This window comes from Maledivibacter halophilus (assembly GCF_900167445.1).
Taxonomy (GTDB): domain Bacteria; phylum Bacillota; class Clostridia; order Peptostreptococcales; family Caminicellaceae; genus Maledivibacter; species Maledivibacter halophilus.
Genome location: NZ_FUZT01000006.1, coordinates 46,202 through 68,181 on the forward strand (window position 1 = coordinate 46,202; position 21,980 = coordinate 68,181).

Below are 21,980 nucleotides of genomic sequence, written 5' to 3' on the forward strand. Positions count from 1 at the left end.
TAGAAGAATTAGAAGAATATGATGGGAAAGCATATTACTTTGAAAAACTTTTAATCAAAATTAATAAAAATAGAACACCAATAGTTAAAAATCCAATAATTAATAAAGCAAAAAATAAAATCTTACTCATAGTTAAATATCCTTTCATTAAAGTGAATTCTACTAGATTATACCATATAGAACTTAAAAAGAAAATTGAGGAGGAAGCCGGATTTCTAAAGGATTTCAAGAATTAACTAAAAAAATTTGAAAATTTTGGATTTGAGTGAATGGATAGAAAAACACTTTTAAATTAATATATTGTTTGATTTAAAATGAGGAAATAGAAAATGGTTTATGGAAATTATGTTAAATGCGATATAGAATTTGTTTGATAGTTGAATAAAAAGCCAGATATTGTATATTAGTATTGTAAAGAAATATATTAATTTCTGGGGACAATGTGCTTGAAATGTAGGCAATGCGATTCACCCCCCTTTCTATCGGGGATAAAAATATTATAATATAAAAGTTTAAAGCATCCTTATAGGGTGTTTTTTAATGTCTGAGAAGTGATGATAAAATAGCAATAGATGCAGGTTTTGTTAATTCAGCATTAGAGCCTAATACTGGTCCATGATTAAGTGCTTTGAAAGGAGACTGTAAGATCTCCTCTGCTAAAAAACCAGCTAAAGGGTTAGAAGTTTCTTTAGATAAATCATGTAGTCTTAAACCTAGCAAAGAAAGCTAGGTTTCTTCTTTGCTAAAATTTTAGTTAATATAGAAGTCTAAGAGCATAAAAAATATACATAAATCATTTTTTCACTACAATAACTTAAGTAATGATATAATAGAGTTGAATAATTCTGGTAAGAGGTGGTTTTGGTGAATGAAAATGATATTATAGAGGCATTTTTAAAAGCAAAAAAAATAAAGATTAGATGTATTGTTTGTACCTTGGTAACGTTGTTAATTTGCACAATTTTTGCAGGAATTACAGGAAGTTATAATTGGATCTATTTATATATAATTATCATTGTAGCAAGTTTGTTTATTATTTGGAAGTATTGGAGATGTCCAAAATGCAATCATGTTTTGCCGAGAGAAATGGGTTTTGAATTTTGTCCATATTGCGGCACAAGAGTACAGTATAAGTATTAAAGAATAGTTTAGCAATAAATAGCCCTTTATATATTGTAATATAACAAGAATATCTTATAGATGATGAGATGTTAACGAATTTGGTTCGTAAATCCCTTATTAGCTAACATTCAATTAGCATGTGTTATGTGGTGGTAATTAAACTGTAGAGGAGGAAATATAATAGTGAAAAGAATATTATTATTTTTTTTGATTGCATCTACATTTTTAATAGGATGTACAAACCAAACTCCAGATAAAGAAATAAGCGAAATGAAAAACAAGATTAATGAAGTTGTAAAAGATAATGAAAAATTACATAGCCAAATACAAGAATTAGAGGACAAATTAGTAATATATGAAAGTGTAGAAACTGAAAAAAATACAGGTGAAATAATATATTACATTTGTTTAAGATAATACACAAAATATAGATAAATAGTTAAGGGCAATGAAATATCACTTATGGATATCTTAGGAACGGATTGTGATGCGGTAGTTGATGAGGTAGAACTTAAAATGCAGATCAAGAAGCTTTATAGTAAAATGTCCAAGGTCCTTAAAAAAAGAGAGCAAACTGTAATTGAACTAAGATATGGTTTAGCAAATGGAGGCTGTAAGACTCAAAGGGAGATAGCAAAGCTTTTAGGTATTTCACGTTCATACGTTTCAAGAATTGAGAAAAAAGCTTTATGTAAGCTTAAAAAAGCATTTAATGGATTAAAGGAAGATCCTAAGTAGTTAATTAGGGTCTTATTAAATTTCAGTAAAAATATAAATTTATAGTTTAATTCGGTAAGTGATTTTGTATGATATTCATATTACTTGATTTTTTCATGGATTAAATATTACTTATCGAATCCGAACCCTGCCATTGAATTTGAACAGGGGAAATGGGTTAATGAGCCCTATGTAGTAGGATAAAATCATAAAATGGTATCTATAAACACTACTATTGAAGTTGATCTGACAGGACAGTGCGCAGCGGAATCTATTGGACATATACAGATTTCAGGGACTGGAGGACAGGCGGATAACGTTATCGGAGCCCAAATTTTTCCAGAGGGAAAGTTAATTATTGCCCTTTATTCAACAAGCTAATGTAAAGAATGATGAAGGAAAGAAAGTTAGGGTTTCTAAAATTATGCCTACATTAAAATTAGGCTCTATAGTTAGTCTTCAAAGAAATGATGTTGATTATGTAGTGACGGAATATGGAGTTGCATGGGTATTTATAATAATGATTAAAAGAATACCATTATTTAAAGAATTATAATAAGGAGCTAACGAATTGGTTAGCTCCTTAAACTGTTAATATAATTATTCAAATAATAGAGTATTATAGCTTTTTAGAAAAGATTGCAAGAACTACTATTAGAAGAACTCCAAAAATCATTAAACTAGTTTGTTCTATTGCAAATATACCCATAAGGGCAACGAAGAAAATTAGTATAGGAATGACATATTTAAGTAAAAAATACCATGCTTCAAATAATGAGAATTTCAATTTTCCACCATTGGTAGTTTCTTCTTTAAGGTCTTCTTTTTTAATAACCCATCCAGTGAATATTGCGATGAACATTCCACCAATAGCTAGGAATATTTTATCGGTTAGTATGTCTAAGAAGTCAAATATTCCAGCTCCAAATATCTTGAAGCCTGACATAACACCAAGGGATAATGAAGATAAAATACTAGTAGCAATCATGATGATAGAAGCAGATGTAACTCCTGTTTTCCTTGGAACATTTTTCTGGTCAATTAGATAAGAAGTAACAACTTCTAGCAATGATACTGAAGAAGTAAGGGCCGCAACGGTAAAGGCTATAAAGAAAACAACGGAGAAAAGAACACCGGCACCTCCTAATTCAGCAAAAACTGATGGTACAACTACAAAAACAAGGCCAGGTCCTGCGGTAGGCTCCAATCCAAATGCAAAAACACCAGGGAATATAGCAATACCAGCTAAAATAGCAATGCATGTATCAAGTATTGTTACAATAGTAGCATTGCTTGGAAGATTTTCTGATTTACTTAGATAACTTCCATAGGTAATCATACAACCCATACCAAGACTCAATGAGAAAAATGCTTGACCCAAGGCGGCCAGAATAGTTGCTCCATTTACCTTTGACCAGTCGGGTTTAAATAGGAATTCAAGTCCTGCACTTGCACCAGGAAGGGATATACTTCTAATTGATATAAATATGAGAAGAACAAATAAAGTAGGCATTAATACTTTACCTGCTTTTTCTATTCCGCCGGAAATACCTTTAGCAACTATGATTACATTTAATGCCAAATATATAATCATCCATATTATAGGTTGAATAGGATTTGACATAAATGCTTCAAAGGTGGTTCCTATTGCTTCAGGATTAGCAAGTAAGCCACTGAAGGATTTAAATACATAAGCTAATGACCATCCACCAACTACTGGATAAAAACCCATTATAAAAAATGCACTAAGAACTCCAAGGGCTCCTGCAAAGGTCCATTTTTTACTGTAGCTTTTGTATGCCCCTACAGCAGATAGACTGGTTCTTCTACCTACGGTAAACTCAGCAAGCATAATACTAATCCCAATTATTAGAGCAAAAATTGTGTAGATTATTACGAATGCACCACCGCCATTTTCACCAGCAGTGTAGGGGAACCTCCAAATATTACCGAGGCCTACGGCTGAACCAGCAGCAGCCATAAGAAAACCGATTCGCGATCCCCAATTTTCACGTTGTTTAATTTGATTTCCTTCCATTAACAAATCGCCTCCTTTAAATTATCGCCCTTAAATTATAAAATTGATAATAAATGCAATAAATCCCTCCTTTAAACAATAGAATTAACAATAAATGTCATTGCTTATTCTATATATTACCATGAATTTTTATAATTTTCTATATTTTTTCAAAAGTTATAAAATTAACAAATATTTTTTTATCCAGTGGAAGCCGCTAAAACATAGGATTTTAAATGAATTACACTATTTTTTTAATACTTCAATAAATTTAGCAAGACATCTTTTATTAAACAATGGGAATATGTGGATGCATAGGATCTGCTTTTATGTCTATTTAGCTTTTATATATTATTAATGAAATAAATAATCTAAGTTAAAACATCTATGATTTCAATGATAGAGTATTTTGGTATAATGATTATATAGATATAAGTATGTTTTCCGTATAATTAATAAAATTATATAATTTCAAATTTGGGAGGATTCCATAATGTATATGATAATTATGGAATTTGCTTAATTAATTGGGAGGGATAAAAGATGAAGGAAATAATTATGTTTACAAGTCAAACATGACCACATTGTAATACTGCGAAAGAGTTTCTTTCTAACAAAGGTATAAAATACATAGAAAAGGATTTGGGATTAGATCCAAAGGCAAGACAAGAAATGATGAAAAAAAATATAATGGGAGTACCGGCTTTTTTAATTGGTGATGAAATTGTAGTAGGACTTGACAAGGCAAAGATCGAAAGTTTGCTAGATTATAAAATTATAAAATGTCCCCAGTGTCCATCCAAATTGCGAATACCTAAAAATGCAGGAAATTTGGTAATAACATGTCCAAAATGCAAAACAAGATTTAAAACTCGAACATAAAACTTTGTTTTGAAATATTGACACAAGATTGAAAATATGTTATACAATAATTATCATTAGCACTCTAATTATTAGAGTGCTAATGATAATTATAAATATATATTTAGTTATTAAAAGGAGAGATTTAAATGGTTAAAAAGGAGTTTAAAGCAGAGTCTAAGAGACTATTGGATATGATGATTAATTCCATTTATACCCATAAGGAGATATTTTTAAGAGAATTAATATCTAATTCTAGTGATGCAATTGACAAGATATATTATAAGGATTTAACTGATGATTCTTTAACTTTTAATAAAGAGAATTATTATATAAAAGTTACTGCTGATAAGGAAAATAGGGTTTTAAAGGTTTCTGATACTGGTATAGGAATGACAAAGGAAGAGCTTGAGAATAATCTTGGAACAATTGCTGAAAGTGGATCTTTAGCATTTAAGAAAGAAAACGAAATGAAGGATGGGTATGATATAATTGGACAGTTTGGTGTCGGATTTTATTCTGCCTTTATGGTGGCTGAAGTAGTTACTGTTATAAGTAAAGCTTTAGGTAGTGACCAAGCATACAAATGGGAATCACAAGGGGCAGATGGTTATACTATTGAGGAATGTGAAAAGGATTCAGTCGGGACAGATGTTATTTTAAAAATTAAAGAGAATACAGAAGATGAGAATTATGATGAGTATTTAGAGCAATATAAATTAAAATCTATTATTAAAAAGTATTCTGATTTTATTAGATATCCAATAAAAATGGATATTACAGAAAGTAGACTTAAAGAAGGAACTGAAGACGAATATGAAGAGTTTACTGAAGAAAAAGTAGTAAATAGTATGGTTCCTATTTGGAGAAAAAATAAGATGGAACTTAAAACTGAAGATTATGAGAATTTTTATGCTGAGAAGCGCTATGGTTTTGATAAGCCACTTAAGCATATACATATTAGCGCTGATGGACTTGTAAGATATAATGCTATATTATTTATCCCTGAAAATATGCCTTTTGACTATTATACTAAGGAATACGAAAAGGGTTTGGAGTTATACTCAAATGGTGTACTTATAATGAATAAGTGCCAGGATCTCCTTCCAGATTACTTTAGTTTTGTTAAAGGTATGGTGGATTCAGAGGATTTATCCCTTAATATATCTAGAGAAATGCTGCAGCATGACAGACAACTTAAGCTTATAGCAAAAAATATTAAGAATAAAATTAAAAAAGAATTAGAAAATATGATGAAAAATGAAAGAGAAAGTTACGAAAAGTTTTATCAAACCTTTGGAAGACAGCTAAAATATGGAGTTTATGATAAGTTTGGCAGCAATAAAGACTTCTTGAAGGATTTGTTAATGTTCTATTCTTCAAAAGAGAAAAAAATGGTGAGTTTAGAGGAATATGTTTCAAGGATGCCTGAAAAGCAAAAATATATTTATTATGCATCAGGAGAATCAGTCGAAAAAATTGAGAAACTACCTCAAATTGAAGTTGTATCAGAAAAAGGTTATGAGATTTTATACTTCACCGATGATATTGATGAATTTGCTATAAAGATATTAATGAATTATAAGGAAAAAGAGTTTAAATCTGTGTCAAGTGGAGATTTAGGTATTGAGCCTGAAGAAAATGAAAATAAGGCTGATGATAAGGAAAATGAAAATAAGGTACTATTTGAGAAAATGAAAAATATACTATCAAATAAGGTAAAGGATGTTAGAGTATCAAAAAGATTAAAGAAGCATCCTGTATGTTTGGCTAACGATGGAGAAATATCTATTGAAATGGAAAAAATACTCAAATCAATGCCTACTGACCAAAATATTCAAGCTGATAAAATATTGGAGATCAATGTTAATCATGAGGTGTTTAAATCATTGAAAACTGCTTATGAACAGGATGAGGACAAGCTAAGTTTATATACAAATTTATTATATAATCAGGCATTGCTTATTGAAGGACTTCCAGTGGAGGATCCAGTGGAATTTTCAAATAATATATGTAAGATTATGAAATAAAGCTGTGAAATAAGAATTTTAATAAAAAAATACTTAGTATAGATATTCCGGTAAAACAGTTAATTTATACATCTCAAAACTCCTTAGAAACACTGGATATTTTGATATGTATAAATTAAGTTTTACTATGGGAAATCTATATAATTGCTTTACAATTTAAGAAAGGACTTATATATGATACCAAATAAGCACTCTGAAGAATTATGGGAAATCTACCAAAATTCATTCCCAGAAAATGAAAGAAGAACACTTAAGCAACAAAAAAAAATAATGAATAACAGAAGATATACTGTAATACCATATTTAAATAGAGATGAAGTCATTGGTTTTCTTGCATATTGGGATTTGTCGGATTTTATTTTTATTGAGCATTTTGCATTTAGTTCAAAAGCCAGAGGAAAGGGTTTTGGAAGTAAATATTTAAAACGGTTTTTAAAGAAAGTTGATAAGCCAGTGGTTTTAGAGGTTGAACCGGTAACAGATAATATCACTTTTAGAAGAATATGCTTTTATAATAAATTGGGATTTAAATTAAATGAGTATGATTATTGTCAACCTGCTTTTGAAAAAAATAAGCAGCCGGTTATTTTACAATTAATGACTCATAATAAGAAGCTTAAATACAAAGAATTTCAATTTGTTAAAGGAAAGTTATATAGAGATATTTATAATTATTATTAATCAAGCAAATTGCATAATTACCTTCAGCAAAAATTATCTACTATTAATACAGCTTTAAAATCTACAAAGGAATACCATATATATTATGCAATTTCCTCAATCAAAAACAAGGGTGATTTTATATAAAAAATTATCCTTGTTTTTTTATGTAGGTTACTGGAATATATCTTTTATTAAGAGAATATTACAAATGTTAATATTTAAATAAAAAAGAAGGAAAAATGTAAAAGGATGTTGAATAATATTGACTAATGAAGGTTTTAAAAGCTAATGAATCTTATTTGTTTCTATTAATATTTAAAACCAATTTAAAACATAGGGGGGTAGAATCATGTTAAAAGGTATTGCAGCAAAGTCTATCATTTTTTTATCAATTATCTTTATGCTTATAGTTCCAGTATATGCCCTTAATAATGTAGGTAAAACAGATATGGCGAAAGAGAGTTATAATGAAATTTCAGCTGATGGTAATATTCAAAATAATAATAGTCAAAAAAAGGAACTTCGAGCTATTTGGGTGGCCACAATTTATGGATTGGACTATCCTTCAAAGGAAGCCATTAAAGATGTTAGCCTTCTTAAAAAGGAAATGATTGAGATAATTGACAATGTTGAAGAAATGGGTTTTAACACTATTTATTTTCAAGTTCGACCGGCAGCAGATGCTTTTTATTCTTCAAAAATTTTTCCCTGGTCTAAATACTTAACTGGAGATCAGACTATTTCGCCTCAAGATAATTTTGATCCATTGGAGTTTATTGTCAAACAGGGACATGAAAGAAATATTGAGGTTCATGCATGGATTAATCCATATCGAATTACCATGCAAAAAAGTGATTTAGATGAATTAGCTCCTAATCATCCAGCCCTTCTTCATCCAGAATGGGTTGTGGCCCATGGGAGTGGTGATAATACTAAGCATTACTTTAACCCAGGAATCCCTGAGGTTGAACAAATGATTTTAGAGGGTGTTTCTGAAATTATTGAAAACTATAATGTTGATGGAATTCACTTGGATGATTATTTTTATCCAGGAACAAATTTCAATGATCATGATACATATGCTAAATACGGCAGCAAGTATGACAATATAGGTGATTGGAGACGTAGTAATATAAATAGTCTAATAGAAAAGATGTATCACCTAATAAAAGCAAAAGATGAGAACCTATCCTTTGGAGTAAGTCCCTTTGCAATATGGGCTAACAAAAGCTCTAATCCCCTGGGCTCTGATACAAAGGGAAAAGAAGCTTATTATACCATGTATGCCGATACAAGGGGATGGGTTAAAGCAGGATATCTAGATTATATTATACCTCAAATATACTGGAATATTGGTTATGAGATAGCTGATTATGAAAAATTATTGAATTGGTGGGCTGATGTTGTGGCAGATACTGATGTAGACCTGTATGTTGGACAAGCTGCTTATCGAGCAGGTAATCCTGATCCCAATAGTCCTTGGTATGGAATTAATCAAATTAAAGATCAAGTAGATCTTAATCGTAGAACAAATAATGTAAAAGGATATGTAATGTTTAGATACAAATCTCTATTAGGAAAACCTGAACTGGTTAACTTAATGAAATATTTGAATAGGTTAGTTTTATAATACATAAAAAGATGAAATAATTGCATAATATATATAGTAGTCCTTTAGAGACTTTAAAACTAGATATGGTATGGAGTTTTTACAAAAGATAATTATGCAAATTTATCAAATAATTTGAACATCTATAAAAAATAAATTTTTATAGGTGTTTATTTTTTTGAAAATTTATTGAAGACAGTTGACAAAATAATTACTTAGGAATACAATAAAATCACATAATGTAATAGTATATTATATTACAACTATTACAACTAAAATAATGAAATAAAAGGAGGAATTCTTATTAACGGAAAAATAACCTTAATAGGCAGTTTTGCCACTGATTGGATTAAGTATAGTGACTATGATATTAAAGTAACTTCAGCAGGAGAAGATTATATAACACCTTCCGAGGAAGCTAGCTTTAGTATGTATAATCCCTTTAATGTGGCAGAAGATTTAATTATAGATTTAATAAGTATAGGAGATGAAGCATTAAGACTGGAAAAAGAGATGACTGAAAAGAAGAAAGAAAAAATTAATAGTGAACTTTTGGTATTTGCAAAGAAGTATGGATTATTAGGATTGATTGGTGCAAGTGTATATAATAGAAATATTATAGGAGATGAAAAAGTTTTATTGATTGATAATAACCATATTACAAAGGAAAAAATAATGAATGAAAGAGAGTATATAAGTCAGTTTATACCCTTTGCTCAGGAAGATGATATTATAATTAGAAAATATAAAAACTGTGTAGATATTGTTAAGAGAGAAGATTCACCTAAGTTTTATGGAAAGCGTCCAGTTGTATTAGACCTTGTGTTTTCAAAATTTTACTCTGAAAAAATTAACTGGATCATAGATTTTGCCAAAATGATGGCATTGCATTTTAACCAACTTTTGATATATAAAAAAACAGGTGGTAATCTAACTGGAGATGTTACAATTATGGCTGGTAAATTTCATCCTCAAAAGATTGGTTTTACAATAAATCAATTAGATAAAACAATTATTGCATGGCAGTTTGATTCTCTTAAAACGGCAGTTGAAACTGTATATGCATTTGCAGTTACAGATGAATCTATAGTAATTAATAGATGTAAGCACTGTGCTAAAGTTTTTATTGCTAATAATATTAGAACTAAATATTGTAGTTTATCATGTAGAAACCGTGCTAATGTTCAAAAAAGTAGAGAAAGAAAAACCAATTAATAGATATTGAGAATAGCAAATTTAATTAAAGGAAATGAGTGATATTAAATGGAAAAAAAAGATAGGAAAGAAAAGATTGTGGCATATAAGGAGCGAAAGATTGTTGGTGGTGTATTTATAATAAAAAATATTATAAATGGAAAAATGCTTATATTAACATCAACTGATTTATATGGCTGTAAGAATAGGTTTGAATTTTCCCAAAAGACAGGATCATGTGTATATATGAAGCTTCAAAGTGATTGGAAGAAGCTTGGGGGAGAAGCATTTACCTTTGAAATATTAGAAAAACTTGAAAAAAAGGACACACAAACACCAAAAGAATTTAAAGAGGATATAAAAGTTCTTGAAGAGATTTGGCTCGAAAAGCTTGGCTCCCACAAGTTATACTGATTAGGAGGAGATTGGATATGTGTAGAAATTTTGACGATATAAACAAGGATGATTTCTTATTTAATAAAGATTCTAGGGAAAGTATTGCTAGATTTTTAGATACTCATGGTAAGATTAAACAGTTACCATCAAAAAAGAAGCTAAGATATTTAGTTTTAAGTTACCTTGCTAATAAGTTTGTGAATGATAAAGATTATACCGAAAAAGAAGTAAATAGTATTATAAAGGATTGGCATACTTTTAATGACTATTTTATTCTGCGCCGTGAGCTTGTGGAATATAAATTTATTAGAAGAACAAGAGATGGTTCCAGGTATTGGAAAGAATAAAATGATAATTGAGTAAATATGACAAAAAGAATAATCATCTAAGATATAAAAAATAGAAGAATATACAATATAATTATATAATGGGAAAAATATGGTATGATAGAAATGAAATAAAATATTTTTGCTAGTTTTATAATTGAGGAAATTGCATAATTACCTTCAGCAAAAACTATCTACTATATATCTTTAAAATCTGCAAAGATATACCACATATATTATGCAATTTAGCCAAGATAGAATTATGCAATTTCCCCAATTGATATAGAACCAATAACATTTATAGTGGCAATAAATTTGAAAATAAATTTAGGGGGATAGTAAAATGAAAACTATAGGATTAATAGGGGGCATGAGCTGGGAATCGTCCCTTGAGTATTATCGAATTTCTAATGAGTTGGTTAAAAAAAGATTAGGAGGATCCCATTCATGTGAAAGCATAATGTATTCAGTTGATTTTGAAGAGTTTGAAAAGTTACAACATGAGGGTCAGTGGGATCAGTTAACTATTAAAATGATTAATATTGCAAAAAAACTAGAAAAATTAGGGGCTGAGCTAATATTAATATGTACTAATACTATGCATAAAATGGCTGAAGAAATAGAACAAAATATAAAAGTTCCCTTATTACATATTGCAGATGCTGCTGCTGAAGAAATTAGAAAAAGAAGAATAAATAAGGTGGGGCTTTTGGGGACTAAATTCACAATGGAGGAAGATTTTTATAAGAAAAGATTAAAAACAAAGCATGATATTGATGTAATTATACCAGAAGAGATTGAAAGAGAAGTTATTCATAAAATTATATATAAAGAACTTATATTAGGTAATATCAAAAATGAATCAAGGGAAAAATTTAAAGCTATAATAAATAATTTGCAAAATCGGGGGGCTGAAGGAGTAATTTTAGGATGTACAGAAATACCTCTTTTAATTAAAGAAAAGGATAGTTCCATACCTGTTTTTGATACCACAATGCTCCATGTTAAAAAAGCTATAGAGATAGCTTTAGAGTAAAAGGGTGTAAAATTTTAAGGGGGAGATATTTTGGGGGTATTGGTTATAGTAATAGCTGTTATTATACTATTTTTAACCTTAATTTATTTCGATAAAACTAAGATAGAATCAGAATTGTATATAAATAAATCAAGACAAATAGCTAGAATAGTTATATTGCTAAAGACAATAAATTTAATTCTATTTGAAATTACTGATAAAATAGAAGGCTTTGCTATTGGGGAATTTATTGGATTATTTCTAGCATATGCTGTTTATAAAGGACAATTGAGAATCGGGCAAGTATTATCCGAGAGAAAAAATTTAATTGGAAGTAGTATACTTAAAGGATCTTTCAGTTGGAAAAATATAGATTGGAGATTAATTATAAAAATTAATTTAATATTTATTATTTGGTCGTTTTTAATATTCTCTATCTGGAAGCCTAGAATAAATCCAAATTTAATTAATGATATATCCAATATATCTTCTATAGAATATATATTGGATATAATAAACACTATAATTGCTGTAGTTTTTTTAGCCCCAATAACAGAGGAATTAACTTTTCGTTTTATGACAATAAATGTATTTTTACAATGGTTCGGTAAAAAAAATAAAATATCAATATTCTTTGCGATTTTAATTCCTACGTTAATGTGGGTGTTTTTGCACTCAAGTGTAATGGTTAATTATTGGGTTAAGTATATTCAGATACTTCCTGTAGGATTAATATTCGGATACATTATGTACAAAAAAGACATAGAACATAGTATTTTACTTCATATGATTTCTAATGCTACTATATTAATTGTGTCTCTTATACTTTTTTAAGTTTGGAGGTGTAAAAATGAAAAAACTTCTTATTATTAAAAATGGAAGCTTTAACCCTGGAATTATAGAAAAATATGGTGATTTTGAAGATTATTTTCTTAAGGGCTTAGGACTTAGGAAGGATGAGGTTTTAATTTGCGGTGCCTATCTTCAGGAACCATTCCCTGATATTGAATGTATTAAGGCCATTATTTTAACTGGCTCTATATCCAATGTTACGGAGAATAATCAATGGAGTATTAACCTGACAAATTGGCTTCAAGGTGTATTTGATAAGCCCATACCAATTTTAGGTGTTTGTTATGGTCATCAGCTGCTTGCCCATGCTATGGGAGGAGTGGTGGATTATCATCCAGAGGGAATGGAAGTAGGTACTGTTAATATAAAGCTTACTGAGAATGGCAAGAAGGATCCTTTGATGGGTGTTTTAGAAGATGAGTTTTTGGCCCATGTTGTTCATTCACAGACTGTTGTTACTCTTCCGCAAAAAGCAAAGCTCTTAGCCGGGAATGATTTCGAAAGTCATCATGCCTTTGTTGTTGATGATAAAATTTGGGGAGTACAGTTTCATCCAGAATTTACCGGAGATATTATGCATGAAGTTGTCGAAGGTCTTAAAGAAAAAAAGGATAGAGAATATGATATAGATGCAATACACAGGTCAATTAAAGAAAATTCTACTGGAGAGATATTGATAAAGAGGTTTTGGGAGCTTTCAAATTCATAGAAAGCAAAATTAGTGATTTTTAAATGATTTAAAGAGATTTAAATAATTATATTTTATTTGAATCTCTTTTTATGTTTTTGCAGGGAGTCTCATTGTCTAGTTTTTTCTAAAGTTTTGTAAGGAGACATCTATAGAGAATAAAGCAATACCTTATAGTTTTGATTATATAGTTAAAATGTTTTAAATATATAATACAATACTATATACAATATTGTATACATATGCTATAATTGTATCAATAGTAATAATTTTTAGAATATTACCAAAAGAAAAACAAATTTAAAAAAATAATATATTTCTGATTAAGATAATTGAATAGTACATATGGTAGTTTTTTAGAGGTTTTAAAATTGCATGTGGTATGTAGCTTTTACAATGGGAAATTACGAAAATTTCTCAATTAACTATAGTTATAAAAATTTTTCAAAGTGAGATTTTATATATAGGATGTGATTTAATGAGTGAAGAACAAATAAGACCTGAAGATTATATTTATAAATTAATAAAGGATAAGATTGTTAGAAAAAAACTGTTTCCAAATTCTCCTATAGTTGAATCTAAATTGGCGGAGAGCACTGGTATAAGTAGAACTCCTATTAGGGCAGCGATCAAGAGATTGAATTATGAAGGAATTGTTACTATTATTCCTAATCACGGAGCTTTTATATCAAACCCTACTCTTGAAGAAATAAAAGCTGTGTATGAGTGTAAGAAACTCCTTGAATCAGCTGCGATAAAATTGGCTTGTGTCAATATTACAGATGAACAATTAGAAAGGTTAGAGGAACTTGAATATCAGGAAATTGAGGTGCATAAACGTAATGATTTATATAGATTTATAAAAATAAATGATGAAATTCATATGATAATTGCATCAGCTTCAAAGAATATGGTTTATGAAAAATATATTTATGAGCTGATTCAAAAAAGCAATGTATATCTTATCTTTTACGACAATTTTATGTTTACATCAACAGATGAATCAAATGCTTTAAAAGAACACAGGGAAATTCTAAATGCATTAAAAGCAAGAGATATTGAAGATAGTGCTAAGGCCATTGAAAGACATAATCAAATAACATTAGATCAGTTAAGTTTGAATGGTATAGTATTGTAATAAAAAGAAAATGACCTTAATCTGTATTTAGCTTGGCGGCAGACATACAGAAAAAGATCATCTTCGGTGATTCATCTTTTTATTATATATTATGCCTTCATATATATCAATACTTTTTTGCATTATGCATAAAAATATTAATCTATTGGAGGTAAAACTATGAAAAAAGTAGAACTGCTTTATCTATCACAAGAGGACATCTTATCTTTAAACATTGGCTGGGAGGAAATCATTAAGAGGGTAGAAATGGCCCTTAGTGAACAAGCTAATAGAACTATTGAAAATCCTCCTAAGCGGGGTATTCATACCCGACAAGACGCTTTTATTCATGAAATGCCTGTATTTTTAAAGGATATGGATGCATGTGGAATCAAATGGGTAAGTGGATATCCAGGAAATTACAAGTATGATTTACCACAAATATTAGGTGTTCAAATAATGAATTGCCCAGAAACAGGTGTGCCAACGGCTGTTATGGATTGTCGCTGGATTACTGCTGTTAGAACTGCTGCTGCTACAGCAGTAACAGTAAAATATTGCTCTAAAAAAAATTCCAAGAAAATTGCTATAATAGGTGCAGGTGTACAAGGCAAAATGCATTTACTTGCTATTAAGCATGTATTGCCCTCACTGGAAGAATGTCATATATGCGATATTAAGGAAGATGTGCTTGATGATTATGTGGAGAGAATGCCAGAAAAATCTAATGTCAAGGTGAAAAAATTTATGTCTATATCTGAAGCAGTAGAAGGGGTAGATATTATTGTTACTTGTACACAAAAATTACATAAACCTATTATTCCAGCCGATGCATTAAAGCCTGGAATGCTTGGAGCCGGTCTTGAGGCAGGTCGTGCATGGCCTGAGGAGATTATACATGGATGTGATAAGGTTATTACCGATGACATTAATCAAACATCATCTTATGCAACAACCGGTGCATTTGCTGGTGGTCTACCATCATTTTACTGTGAGCTTGGGGAATTAGTCGATGGAAAAATCGGTAGAGAAAATGATAAGGAAACTATTTTAGCCTTTAATGTTGGCATTGCGGCTGAAGATATATCTTTAGGACAGTACATATATGAAAGGGCTGTAGAAAAAAATATTGGTATTATCTTGCCTCTTATGGAAAAAGATTTTTAGATAATTAAGATAGTGGGGGCTAGTGAAATTATTCCTAGCCTCTATTAAGTGTGTACTATATTTTAATAGCCACTGAAAATCTGCTTCGTCGCTTTAGTTTCTCAGTTACATGACTGCAGTAAAAATGATTAAAACTAAAAAGGAGAATAACTGTATGTTTAAAAATAAAAACAAATCAGAAACTTCGAGTATACCAAGAAAAGTTACTTTCACTGAAGCTATGGTATTACTACTTATTATTGTTGCTATAATGATTTGGACTGCACTTATTGCTAAAGCTCCAACAGCCATGGGTGTTTTATACTGTGCTATAGTATGTGGGGTTTATGGTATACTAATGGGATTTAAATGGGATGATATGTTTGCAAGTGTATTAAATGTTGTTAAAACAGCAATGCCTGCTTTATATTTTCTTATGCTAGTTGGTTTTGTTAGTGCATCATGGATAGCAAGTGGTACAATTCCATACATGATTTACCTTGGTTTAAAGATTATTCATCCGTCTATATTCTTATTTGCAGCTTTTCTATTGACAGCAATTGCAGCTATGGTTACTGGATCTAGCTGGGCTATTGTTACATCACTAGGTCTTGCTCTTGGAGGTATATCTACAGGTTTGGGCATTCCCTTACAAATTGCCGCAGGAGCTATAGTATCTGGATGCTTCTTAGGTGATAAATGGTCTCCCCTTTCTGATACTCCCAATCTTTCTGCTGCATCTACAGGGCAAAATATTATAAAATTATTTACTAGTATGATTCCTACATCAGGCTTTGGTTCAATACTTGCAGGTATTGGATTTCTAGTAATGGGACTCATAACTTCAACAAATAATAGTGCTGATACAAGGGCTGTTGTTGAATTAATGAATGGTCTTTCATCAAATTTCAATTTTAATATTTTATTACTGATTCCAGTTATTTTTGTATTCGTAATGGCTGCCTTAAAATTTTCTATACTTCCTATACTTTCAATAGGGGTTGGTATAGGCATGGTAGAAGCAATGATATTCCAAGGAAAAACATTTGCGCAGCTTACAGGTATAGTTTGGAATGGCTATGTTTCAGAGACTGGAATTCAGGTTATTGATTCTCTACTATCTAGGGGAGGTGCAATGTCGATAGCAGGTCTTGTTATGCTATTGTTTGCAGCCTTTACCTTTGCAGGACTTATAGAAAAAATTGGTGTACTTGATGCCATCATGGAAAAATTGTTAAAACTCATTAAGAGTACTGGTTCTCTTATATTATGTTCTCTCATTACATCAATAGCCACTGTATTTTTAAGTTCAAGTGTTTATGTATCTATTATTCTAAACGGTAGAATGTATGAAAAGGCTTATAAAAATAAAGGGCTTGATATAATTAATCTTTCCAGAACAATAACTGAAGGCAGTGCATATTTTGGAGCTATTTGCCCTTGGAGTGGTGGTGCTCTTTTAGTAATTTCATCACTTGGAGTAGCGCCATGGTCATATTTGCCATTTGTCTTCGGTTGTTGGGGATCACTTTTCTTTACAGTTCTTTGGGGGTATACTGGTAAGTATTTGCCTAAAGCAGAATATGATGAGGATGGAAATTTAATTAATATTGATCAATTTGATCCTGTAATAAGCTAATATAAAGTGAGGGAATTGCATAATTACCATATTTTAAAACTTCTTTTTGTATATTTTTTGAAATCTTCACAGGTATATTAGATATATTATGCAATGTTTTAAATTTGAATTATGCAATTTCTTTAAAATAATTAAAGTGTAAATTATAATTTTAATTTATTTTTTAGTTTTAAACATCACTTCTTTACAATATTCTGGGACTAAATAGGTGGAAAGGAGAAATTAATGTGGGGATTAGTAGTGTCGATATGGCAGTCATAATTGTTTATATACTTATAGTAACAGGTGTTGGTTTATGGGGGCGAAGCAAGGTTAACAATACTGAAGACTATTATATAGCATCTCGGAGTCTGAACATGTTTGTAATTGCTGCCACTGTTTGTGCATCCATTTTAGGGGGCTCAGCCATGATTGGAAGAAGTGGGATCATATATTCACAAGGAGTTGTCGGTGTATTATTAGGCCTGCCATATCTTCTAGGAATGTATGTTTTTACATATATGGCTGGCAGAATTCAGCGAATAGGAGAATTAAACAAAATAAAATCAATTCCTGATCTTATGGAATATAGGTTTGGCAAAAAAACAAGACTTTTAGTGGCTGGGTTTATTGCTTTTACTATGATGGCAACGGTTGCCAGTCAGATTGCAGCATTTGCCACTGTTTTAAAAATAATAGGGGGGATTTCCTTTGAAGCTGGAGCATGGATAGCTCTAATAATTATTGTGGCCTATACTTCTGTTTCGGGATTGTATGGAGTTGTATATACTGATGTAATCCAATTTGTAGTAATTATCCTTTTGATATATTTATTATTACCTATAAAGTGTGTCTCTACAGCTGGAGGGCTTTCATCGATACTTTCCAGTGTGCCTCCAGAAATTCTTGAATTCAATGTTAGTTCTGACATTCTTAATTGGATATTTACATCATTAATATTTACATTTGCAGGTGCTGAAATGTGGCAGAGAGCCTTCTCTGCTAAAAGCCCTCAAGCTGCAACAAAAGGTATTTTCCTTGGTAACACTATTTATGCTTGTACAATATTAATAACTCTTCTACTGTCATTAAGTGCCCTTGTACTATATCCAGATATAGTACAAAAATATGGAACTGCAGATTCTGTAATTCCTGTGTTGGTTGTAGGTTTATTGCCAAAGGGGCTTATGGGGGTTGCAGTTGCAGGTTTGATATCAGTTATTATGTCTACTGCAGATACATATCTATTGATAGCCACACAGACGATTGTAGCTGATATTATAAAGCCTCTTACAGGCAAATTGGCAGACCGTAAAGAGCTATTTTATTCTAAATTATTTACAGTTTTTGCAGGCATATGTGCCCTTGTAATTTCTTTATATATAAAGGGCGTTTATAATGTACTTATGTTTGCATGGACTTTTTATGCCGCATCAATAGGTATCCCTGCCTTTGTAGCACTTTACTGGAAAAAAGCAACAACAGCAGGTATTTGTTCTGGAGTTATAGCTGGATTTTTATGTAGTGTATCGTGGAATATTTTAGGGAAGCCCTTTAATCTAAGTGAATCTATTGTTGGTTCTCTTGCTTGTCTCATTTTAATTGTTATTGTATCCCTGATAACTAATGAAAAGGGGCGGACATCGTCTTTCCCTGTTATATATTAACAAATTTAAATTTGGGACAATTGTATAATAGAATAGTTAGTTTTTACAATTGGTAATTATACAATTTTATCAAATGGAAAAATTTCTGTATAAATCACAACAGGCTTCTGCATAAAGCAAAAGCCCTATATATAAAAGGAGAACACCTTTGTACATTTACAAGTATATAATATCAATAGAATGTGTATAAAATATGAACGAATTGTGAACAATTCAAAAACCATAATAGGAATTATAGTTTTTTCAGTAATAATTGCTATTTTAAAGAAATTAATTTCTACTATGCTTCTTTTACTTGACATTGATGGAAAAACATGATAATCTTTGAGAATAGTAAGGTAAGTTCCAAATTGGGATAAAAAGTTACTATAAGTAAAATTTTGGAGGATTGGTTAAATGAAAGGTAAAGTAAAATGGTTTAATGGTGAAAAAGGTTATGGATTCATCACAGGAGAAGACGGAAACGATGTGTTTGTACATTATTCTTCTATAGAAGGATCTGGATTTAAATCTTTAGAAGAAGAGCAAGAGGTTGAATTTGAAGTTGTTCAAGGAGAAAAAGGACCTCAAGCTGCTAATGTAGTAAAGCTATAATTAGAATATAAATTAGATATTACATATTTTAATATATAGACTACTATAAGAAACCCTTATATGTTTTAGGGTTTCTTTTGATTTTTTTGATTTAAAAACACATGCCTAAAGCTTGTAGAAACCAATGATTATTTATACATGTATAAATAAAATTTTATTATGTGAGCAAATTGCATAATTACCTTTAGCAAAAACTATCTACTATATATAGTTTTAAAATCTGCAAAGGCATACCACATATATTATGTAACTTAGCCAAGTTAGAATTATGCAATTTCCTCATGTGAATTATAAAGAAAAAGGATTTACTATTTTTATTTAGAATTAATAATAACTAATACATGAATTTATTTTAAATAAAATAATAGAATGGAGTGACATAGCCTATGAAAAAAAATTTCTTTAGTAGTATAGTATGTTTCATATTAATTTTTAATGTTACTGCATATGCAAATGAAAGTAGTATGAATGTACTAGAAGGGACATTTGAAAATCTCGTAATTGAAGATGCTAGTGGCAAAGCCATATCTAATGTAACTGCAATTTCCTATAATAATAATTTATATTTTTCATTAATAGAAATATCTAATAAGCTTAATAAAAATGTTATTTGGGACAAAAAATCAAATACAATAGATATTATAGATTTTAGTCAACATGATTTGGAAAAGGGGAATAATGTAGTTGTATCTGATAGTAAATTAGATATAAAAGGAGAATTAATCACTTTTCATGATGATGTATTTGCTGAAGGAGCAATAGTAATAGAAGATACCATAGATAATATTATGTTTGAAAAAAACGGTTATTCTAAATTATATCCTGCAAGTACAGTAAAAATTATGACCGCATTATTAGCTTTGGAAAAGGGAAATCTGCAAGATGAAATTACAGTATCAAGTAATGTAACTAAGCTTCCAGCAGACAGCAGAAAAGCTCATATTATGCCAGGAGATAGACTAACACTGGAGCAATTGCTCTATGGAATGCTCCTGTATTCTGGTAATGATTGTGCACTAGCTATTGCAGAACATATAGGAAAATCAGAAGCAAATTTTGCAGATATGATGAACAAAAAGGCGAAGGAAATAGGTGCATTAGATACTAATTTTGTCAATTCCCACGGTTATCATGACTCAAATCAATATACAACGCCTCGGGATCTAGCACTTATAACTATAGAAGCTTCAAAATATCCTGAATTTATAAAAATAATTAAAACCCCCTATTATAAAGCGGTATTTAAAAATAGAAATGGAGAAACAAAGGAAAAAGATTGGAAAACAACAAATTTATTTTTAAGAAAGGATTATGATTTTGTACTAAAAGGAATAATAGGAGGAAAAACAGGATATACATCAGCTTCTCGACATAATCTTGTAACTTTAAGTAAATACAATGGGCATAATTATTATTGTGTAACATTAAAGGATTCACCTAACCAAAGGTACAGAGACACAAAAAAATTATTGGAGAATTCATATGATCTTAGAGCAAAGGAAGAACTTAAAAAAAGAAGGATAATTAAAAAAATTAATATTCATCCGATAATTAAAATAAATAATATGAAAGTTAAGTTAAATAGAGATACATTTATGGCTTATGATGAAATATACACTTCTTTAGATAATATTAATAATATTTTTAAAGAAAATAAGATTTCATTTATAGAGAAATCAATTAAAGTATTTATTGATAAAAAACAAATGAATTTTAGAGAAATTAAGCCCATTATATATAAGGGAAAATCGATGGTTTCCGTAAAGGAAATAGCAAATGAATTCAATTTAAGATTAAGCTGGAATGATACTAATAAAAGGGTCACATTATATGGCAATAATACAAATATTGAAATACCTATTAATGATAAAGTAGTTACTAAAAACAATGAGAAAATAGAAATGAAGCAATCTACAATTGTTTTAGGAGGACATATATTTGTACCTATAGATTTTATTGCAAATTGCTTAGGAAAAGAAGTAGACTGGGGAATAATAAAGGCCATTAAAATTGATGCAGGGCCAGTTAATCAGTATAAAGATATAATTAATTGGAATAAATATAGAGCCGATAGAAAATATAAAATAGAACCCCTGATATTTTTTTATCCTGATATTTTAAAATTCATATGTTTTTAAAAAGGTACAACAGGTTAAATCCTATTTAGCTAATTGTTATTTTTTTATATGATAGTATTCAGAAAGCAGCTCATCAAGTAATTGGCTTAATTTAATTACTTCTGAGTCCAGTAAATCCCATTGTTTTTTTTGTATTAACTCATATAGTTTAGCTTTAGTTTCATCAATTTTAATAATTAGATTTCTTAATTCATTATGATTTTTCATTTT

At 29.9% G+C, this 21,980-nt stretch carries 23 protein-coding genes and 1 pseudogene; 21 read left to right on the top strand and 3 right to left on the bottom strand.

Annotated features, from left to right (window positions below):
- Positions 1–537: 537 nt before the first annotated feature.
- Entirely contained in the window at positions 538–720 is a 183-nt protein-coding gene (locus B5X81_RS27840) for a hypothetical protein (RefSeq protein WP_079492059.1), read from the bottom strand.
- A gap of 144 nt (positions 721–864) precedes the next feature.
- Between B5X81_RS27840 and B5X81_RS12310 the strand changes: the two genes are divergently transcribed.
- The 5 genes from B5X81_RS12310 to B5X81_RS28465 all read left to right on the top strand — a co-directional run bounded on the left by B5X81_RS12310 (position 865) and on the right by B5X81_RS28465 (position 2,395).
- Positions 865–1,140: a hypothetical protein gene (locus tag B5X81_RS12310; RefSeq protein ID WP_079492060.1), complete on the top strand. Its 276-nt coding sequence runs from the start codon at positions 865–867 to the stop codon at positions 1,138–1,140.
- A gap of 165 nt (positions 1,141–1,305) precedes the next feature.
- The gene (locus tag B5X81_RS12315) at positions 1,306–1,539 is read left to right on the top strand and encodes a hypothetical protein (RefSeq protein ID WP_079492062.1); all 234 of its coding nucleotides are present in this window, start codon (positions 1,306–1,308) and stop codon (positions 1,537–1,539) included.
- 45 nt (positions 1,540–1,584) lie between these two features.
- A complete protein-coding gene (locus B5X81_RS12320; protein WP_079492063.1) occupies positions 1,585–1,860 on the top strand; it encodes a sigma-70 family RNA polymerase sigma factor in 276 nt (91 codons plus the stop codon).
- Between the two features lie 192 nt (positions 1,861–2,052).
- Positions 2,053–2,220, top strand: a complete 168-nt coding sequence (locus B5X81_RS28460) for an acetyl-CoA hydrolase/transferase C-terminal domain-containing protein (RefSeq protein ID WP_280175274.1) — start codon at positions 2,053–2,055, stop codon at positions 2,218–2,220.
- Positions 2,198–2,395, top strand: a complete 198-nt coding sequence (locus B5X81_RS28465) for an acetyl-CoA hydrolase/transferase C-terminal domain-containing protein (protein WP_280175275.1) — start codon at positions 2,198–2,200, stop codon at positions 2,393–2,395. The genes B5X81_RS28460 and B5X81_RS28465 overlap by 23 nt, the downstream gene beginning before the upstream one ends.
- Before the next feature lie 63 nt (positions 2,396–2,458).
- On the opposite strand, the gene B5X81_RS12330 is transcribed toward B5X81_RS28465, so the two are convergent.
- Positions 2,459–3,877, bottom strand: a complete 1,419-nt coding sequence (locus B5X81_RS12330) for a sodium-dependent transporter (protein WP_079492065.1) — start codon at positions 3,875–3,877, stop codon at positions 2,459–2,461.
- Positions 3,878–4,447: 570 nt separating this feature from the next.
- Here B5X81_RS12330 and B5X81_RS28770 point away from each other — a divergent pair.
- The 16 genes and pseudogenes from B5X81_RS28770 to B5X81_RS12410 all read left to right on the top strand — a co-directional run.
- Positions 4,448–4,738, top strand: a pseudogene (locus B5X81_RS28770) (glutaredoxin family protein); the annotation flags it as partial.
- A 128-nt stretch (positions 4,739–4,866) separates the two neighbouring features.
- Positions 4,867–6,747: a molecular chaperone HtpG gene (htpG, locus tag B5X81_RS12340; RefSeq protein WP_079492068.1), complete on the top strand. Its 1,881-nt coding sequence runs from the start codon at positions 4,867–4,869 to the stop codon at positions 6,745–6,747.
- A 174-nt stretch (positions 6,748–6,921) separates the two neighbouring features.
- Positions 6,922–7,428, top strand: coding sequence for a GNAT family N-acetyltransferase (locus B5X81_RS12345; RefSeq protein WP_139380322.1), 507 nt, complete (start codon positions 6,922–6,924; stop codon positions 7,426–7,428).
- 331 nt (positions 7,429–7,759) lie between these two features.
- Positions 7,760–9,040 carry a glycoside hydrolase family 10 protein gene (locus tag B5X81_RS12350; RefSeq protein ID WP_079492071.1) on the top strand — a complete coding sequence of 427 codons (1,281 nt, stop codon included), beginning with the start codon at positions 7,760–7,762 and terminating at the stop codon, positions 9,038–9,040.
- A 408-nt stretch (positions 9,041–9,448) separates the two neighbouring features.
- Positions 9,449–10,234, top strand: a complete 786-nt coding sequence (locus B5X81_RS12355; protein WP_244282080.1) for a CGNR zinc finger domain-containing protein — start codon at positions 9,449–9,451, stop codon at positions 10,232–10,234.
- Between the two features lie 48 nt (positions 10,235–10,282).
- Complete coding sequence (locus B5X81_RS12360) at positions 10,283–10,627, top strand: GIY-YIG nuclease family protein (protein WP_079492074.1); 345 nt, start codon at positions 10,283–10,285, stop codon at positions 10,625–10,627.
- 17 nt (positions 10,628–10,644) lie between these two features.
- Positions 10,645–10,956 (top strand): DUF2087 domain-containing protein, encoded by a 312-nt coding sequence (locus B5X81_RS12365; protein WP_079492075.1) that lies wholly within the window; start codon positions 10,645–10,647, stop codon positions 10,954–10,956.
- Between the two features lie 322 nt (positions 10,957–11,278).
- Positions 11,279–11,971 (top strand): aspartate/glutamate racemase family protein, encoded by a 693-nt coding sequence (locus tag B5X81_RS12370; protein WP_079492077.1) that lies wholly within the window; start codon positions 11,279–11,281, stop codon positions 11,969–11,971.
- A gap of 30 nt (positions 11,972–12,001) precedes the next feature.
- Positions 12,002–12,784 carry a CPBP family intramembrane glutamic endopeptidase gene (locus tag B5X81_RS12375; RefSeq protein WP_170917400.1) on the top strand — a complete coding sequence of 261 codons (783 nt, stop codon included), beginning with the start codon at positions 12,002–12,004 and terminating at the stop codon, positions 12,782–12,784.
- Positions 12,785–12,800: 16 nt separating this feature from the next.
- Positions 12,801–13,511, top strand: a complete 711-nt coding sequence (locus B5X81_RS12380) for a glutamine amidotransferase (protein ID WP_079492080.1) — start codon at positions 12,801–12,803, stop codon at positions 13,509–13,511.
- Positions 13,512–13,968: 457 nt separating this feature from the next.
- A complete protein-coding gene (locus tag B5X81_RS12385; protein ID WP_079492081.1) occupies positions 13,969–14,628 on the top strand; it encodes a GntR family transcriptional regulator in 660 nt (219 codons plus the stop codon).
- 159 nt (positions 14,629–14,787) lie between these two features.
- The gene (locus B5X81_RS12390) at positions 14,788–15,774 is read left to right on the top strand and encodes an ornithine cyclodeaminase family protein (RefSeq protein ID WP_079492083.1); all 987 of its coding nucleotides are present in this window, start codon (positions 14,788–14,790) and stop codon (positions 15,772–15,774) included.
- A 154-nt stretch (positions 15,775–15,928) separates the two neighbouring features.
- Positions 15,929–17,392 carry a Na+/H+ antiporter NhaC family protein gene (locus B5X81_RS12395; protein WP_170917401.1) on the top strand — a complete coding sequence of 488 codons (1,464 nt, stop codon included), beginning with the start codon at positions 15,929–15,931 and terminating at the stop codon, positions 17,390–17,392.
- A gap of 227 nt (positions 17,393–17,619) precedes the next feature.
- Positions 17,620–19,038, top strand: coding sequence for a sodium:solute symporter family protein (locus B5X81_RS12400; protein ID WP_079492086.1), 1,419 nt, complete (start codon positions 17,620–17,622; stop codon positions 19,036–19,038).
- A 396-nt stretch (positions 19,039–19,434) separates the two neighbouring features.
- Positions 19,435–19,632 (top strand): cold shock domain-containing protein, encoded by a 198-nt coding sequence (locus tag B5X81_RS12405; protein ID WP_079492087.1) that lies wholly within the window; start codon positions 19,435–19,437, stop codon positions 19,630–19,632.
- Positions 19,633–20,018: 386 nt separating this feature from the next.
- Positions 20,019–21,770 (top strand): stalk domain-containing protein, encoded by a 1,752-nt coding sequence (locus tag B5X81_RS12410; RefSeq protein WP_079492089.1) that lies wholly within the window; start codon positions 20,019–20,021, stop codon positions 21,768–21,770.
- A gap of 36 nt (positions 21,771–21,806) precedes the next feature.
- Here the strand turns inward: B5X81_RS12410 and B5X81_RS12415 are convergent, their stop codons facing one another.
- Positions 21,807–21,977: an aspartyl-phosphate phosphatase Spo0E family protein gene (locus tag B5X81_RS12415; protein ID WP_079492090.1), complete on the bottom strand. Its 171-nt coding sequence runs from the start codon at positions 21,975–21,977 to the stop codon at positions 21,807–21,809.
- Between the last annotated feature and the right edge of the window lie 3 nt (positions 21,978–21,980).

Coding starts and splice junctions, on each gene's coding strand:
- B5X81_RS12405 (WP_079492087.1), top strand. CDS start 19,435: ATGAAAGGTAAAGTAAAATGGTTTAATGGTGAAAAAGGTTATGGATTC.
- B5X81_RS12345 (WP_139380322.1), top strand. CDS start 6,922: ATGATACCAAATAAGCACTCTGAAGAATTATGGGAAATCTACCAAAAT.
- B5X81_RS28460 (WP_280175274.1), top strand. CDS start 2,053: ATGGTATCTATAAACACTACTATTGAAGTTGATCTGACAGGACAGTGC.
- B5X81_RS12320 (WP_079492063.1), top strand. CDS start 1,585: ATGGATATCTTAGGAACGGATTGTGATGCGGTAGTTGATGAGGTAGAA.
- B5X81_RS12365 (WP_079492075.1), top strand. CDS start 10,645: ATGTGTAGAAATTTTGACGATATAAACAAGGATGATTTCTTATTTAAT.
- B5X81_RS12385 (WP_079492081.1), top strand. CDS start 13,969: ATGAGTGAAGAACAAATAAGACCTGAAGATTATATTTATAAATTAATA.
- B5X81_RS12350 (WP_079492071.1), top strand. CDS start 7,760: ATGTTAAAAGGTATTGCAGCAAAGTCTATCATTTTTTTATCAATTATC.
- B5X81_RS12410 (WP_079492089.1), top strand. CDS start 20,019: ATGAAAAAAAATTTCTTTAGTAGTATAGTATGTTTCATATTAATTTTT.
- B5X81_RS12360 (WP_079492074.1), top strand. CDS start 10,283: ATGGAAAAAAAAGATAGGAAAGAAAAGATTGTGGCATATAAGGAGCGA.
- B5X81_RS12390 (WP_079492083.1), top strand. CDS start 14,788: ATGAAAAAAGTAGAACTGCTTTATCTATCACAAGAGGACATCTTATCT.
- B5X81_RS12395 (WP_170917401.1), top strand. CDS start 15,929: ATGTTTAAAAATAAAAACAAATCAGAAACTTCGAGTATACCAAGAAAA.
- B5X81_RS12355 (WP_244282080.1), top strand. CDS start 9,449: ATGTATAATCCCTTTAATGTGGCAGAAGATTTAATTATAGATTTAATA.
- htpG (WP_079492068.1), top strand. CDS start 4,867: ATGGTTAAAAAGGAGTTTAAAGCAGAGTCTAAGAGACTATTGGATATG.
- B5X81_RS12370 (WP_079492077.1), top strand. CDS start 11,279: ATGAAAACTATAGGATTAATAGGGGGCATGAGCTGGGAATCGTCCCTT.
- B5X81_RS12415 (WP_079492090.1), bottom strand. CDS start 21,977: ATGAAAAATCATAATGAATTAAGAAATCTAATTATTAAAATTGATGAA.
- B5X81_RS12330 (WP_079492065.1), bottom strand. CDS start 3,877: ATGGAAGGAAATCAAATTAAACAACGTGAAAATTGGGGATCGCGAATC.
- B5X81_RS12380 (WP_079492080.1), top strand. CDS start 12,801: ATGAAAAAACTTCTTATTATTAAAAATGGAAGCTTTAACCCTGGAATT.